We start from the raw sequence: 1,744 nt of genomic DNA, 5'->3' as shown, positions 1-1,744 counted from the left end.
TAGCAAAAACACGCTGATTCCCTACTGCATATTCCACCAGCAATTCGTCTTTTGTCAGGTGGCTTTGGATGTTTTGGAGATTAATTCTTTCATTATAAAAGGATTGCATCAAAGGATCTTTGATAGCTATAGCTGAATCTATCTCTTCTATTGCTTTTTTCAACTCTTTTTGGGAGTCTTTTTCACTATTTTTTAACTGAAATTGCAACAAATTTCGTTGTGCTAGTAAACTATCCTCAGTAGAAAGAAACTGAAAGTGTTTACGCTCAAACTCATTACGCAATACTTGTGAGTTATTAGCTTCAATAATGGCTAATATTTCTGGCGCTAACGGCTGTTTTAGAACTGAATGCATTTCATAAACACCTTCGTTAATCTCCTTATTGAAGCTGTTTAAATTGGTATTGTATTCTCCGTTTTGGTAGTATAACCCAAAAACTTCCGCAGCCATTTCGTATAAGTATTTGGCGTTTTTTGCGTCTTCTTTTTTATGGGTTTGGTTATACATATATTCATAAAAAGTAGCAGAGTTTTTGAGCGCCATTACAAAGTAAGAACTATGCTGCTGTTCAAAAGTTGTTATGGTAATATCTTCCGGCGAAGTTATCTCTTTTTCTGCCAAAACAGATAAGGCTTTTATTATGGTTTCACGAGCTTCTGTAATGCGGTTTTGCTTAGCTTGTAAGTTTCCTTTTTTTATTAAAATGTTAACCACATTGACCAAGCCAATAGGCTGCTGGTCGTTTATGGCTAAAGCTTTATCTAGTAAATCAATGGCGGTAACATATTCTTTTTTAGCGGTAGCCAGTTTTGTTTGCTTAGTGTAGGCCAGCATTTCATAGTAACTTTGCTGAAAAGTTTTTGCCAGGTTTACAGCGCGAGTCGCGGTTTCAAGAGCTTGATGATCTAACTCCTCTTGAAAATAATAATCTGCCATTTCAAGTAACGCGGCTAAATAGAAATGGATATTTTGTTCTTTTTCTTTTTGAGATAAAGTGGAAAACAATGCACTGTATTTTACTAATTCACTTTCTGCTTTGGCAGATTGATTAGAGAAAACATAATACATTACATTAAGCCTAAATTTATTAAACACATTTGAGATTTGAAGTCCCTCATTTGACACCTTGTTTAAGGCAGTAAATAATTGTTTGGCTTTGGTTGCATCGCCGTATTCAATATACAGCTTCATCATATTTCCGTAAAGTGATATAAGCCAACTAGGATTGGTCGTGTTGTCTTTTTCCCAATAAAAGCGTGCTTTCTCAAGGCTTTTTAATCTTTCGGAAAAAAAACCGATTTTGTTATAAACGGTTGCTAAATTGTTATAAGCCAAACCTAAATCGGCATTCTTTTCTTCTTCAAATGTTTTATACAGCACAATGGATTGCTGATATAGGTTAATTGCTTCAATGTAATTGCTCAACCGATCGTTAATGTATCCTAAATCATAAATGTAATCTGTGTGTACTTTTTTATCTACCGTGGCATTCATAAAAACCAGACCCTCGGTGCCTTTTTCCAGTGCCGCCTGCCAATCGCCTGAATATGCTAAAGCATGGTATTGACGACTGAATAGTGTCACTTTATAAGTGGCTTCAGCAGAATTTTTATGGTGGCTTAAGGCATCCTGGGCTTTTTGATATAGGTCAATGGCTTGTCCGTATTCGCCTTTTTTTTCTTCTAAAAGACCTTTGCAATAAAATAGTTTACTTTGAATTAAGTGATAGAAAGCATCATTTTT

The 1,744-nt window shown here is 35.1% G+C and carries 1 protein-coding gene; it reads right to left on the bottom strand.

Annotated elements, in window-relative coordinates:
- Positions 1-1,744 (bottom strand): tetratricopeptide repeat protein (locus tag E1163_RS30240; protein ID WP_185155900.1); only part of this gene is annotated, 1,744 nt, incomplete at both ends.

The sequence above is a fragment of the Fulvivirga kasyanovii genome, from assembly GCF_009711405.1.
Lineage (GTDB): Bacteria > Bacteroidota > Bacteroidia > Cytophagales > Cyclobacteriaceae > Fulvivirga > Fulvivirga kasyanovii.
This window is presented reverse-complemented; position numbering and strand designations above follow the sequence as displayed.